Origin of the sequence: Frankia gtarii (genome assembly GCF_025403375.1) — a bacterium.
GTDB classification, from domain to species: Bacteria; Actinomycetota; Actinomycetes; order Frankiales; family Frankiaceae; genus Frankia; species Frankia gtarii.
The window spans coordinates 1-1214 of the sequence record NZ_JAMPTM010000546.1 but is presented as its reverse complement, the minus strand read 5'-3'; the positions used below and the strand labels follow the sequence as shown (position 1 = coordinate 1214).

The window sequence follows — 1214 nt, the reverse complement described above, 5'->3', positions numbered from 1 at the left end:
CTCCCACCCCGGCCACAAGCACCGTCGCCCCGCCCAGACGCTCCTGCTCGCCGGGACCGAAACCGGCCATCAGCTGGCGCGTGAAGCGCTGAGTGTCCATGATCCTGCCTCATCTGGTGGCGACGTTTTCCCGAGCCGGTTTCTCTTTCCCATGCCTGCGCGCTTCCAGCGCCCCACCGGGGACGCATCCCCGGTTCGTCGACCACGCTACCAAAACCGGGGGGCACGTCCACGCTCATGGCTACGATGACTGGATGTCTGGTCCTGAGCCGGCCGTCCGCGCGGATGCCCGCCGCAATCGGCAGGCCATTCTGGCCACCGCTCGCCAGGTGTTCGCGGAGCAGGGCATCCATGCCTCGCTGGACGAGATCGCGCAGCGCGCCAACGTCGGGAACGCCACGCTCTACCGGCATTTCGGCTCGCGCTGCCAGCTGGTCGCCGCCGCCCTGTCCGAGCAGATGGAAAGGTACGCAGAGATGGCCGCCGCCGCGGCCGCGGAGCCCGATCCATGGAACGCACTGCGTGGCTACCTGACGTCGCTGTGCCGGATGCAGGCCACGGATCGCGGGCTGGCCGACCTGCTGACCAGTGACGCCTTCCCGGACGTCGCAATCGACGCGGCGCGCGACAACGCCCGGCGGGACGTGGTGCGCACCATCCGCCGAGCGCAGGACGCCGGGACACTGCGGGCCGATTTCGCCCCGCAGGACATCCTGATCATTCTGATGGCGAACGCCGGGCTCGTCCACCGTGCCGGTGCGCGCGCCCAGGACAGCTCCGCTCGGCTGATCGCCCTCCTGCTCGACGGGTTGCAGGCCGCCGCCGCAACCCCGGCACCGCCGCCCCCGGCGGAATCCGAGCTGCTCACCCTGATGCAGGTCGAGAGGCAGAGCGAGCTGCAGGGTCAGCCGAAGGTCTCATCGACGTAGCACCGCCGCACCCGCCCCTGGTGCGCGCTTCACGCCGACGTCCCGGTGCCCGCCGGTCCGCCCACCGAAGAAGAAAAATATTACGAATAGCACTGCAAGCAAAATTTGCAGGTCACGGGCATACCTGTCCGCGCAGTGATCGGCGAATAGAATACGGAGGATGATGACGACCGTCGGCGTTCCGGCTCCTTCGACGCCCACAGTCGCATGCGCTCATACCGTAACGAGGGCGGAATGGCAGACGCGAAGACACCGACGGCGATCGTCACCGGGGCAGGGCGGGGG

At 68.5% G+C, this 1214-nt stretch carries 1 protein-coding gene; it reads left to right on the top strand.

What is annotated here, in order from left to right:
* Positions 1 to 254: 254 nt before the first annotated feature.
* Positions 255 to 929, top strand: a complete 675-nt coding sequence (locus NBZ83_RS32220; RefSeq protein WP_261576522.1) for a TetR/AcrR family transcriptional regulator — start codon at positions 255 to 257, stop codon at positions 927 to 929.
* Positions 930 to 1214 lie beyond the last annotated feature (285 nt).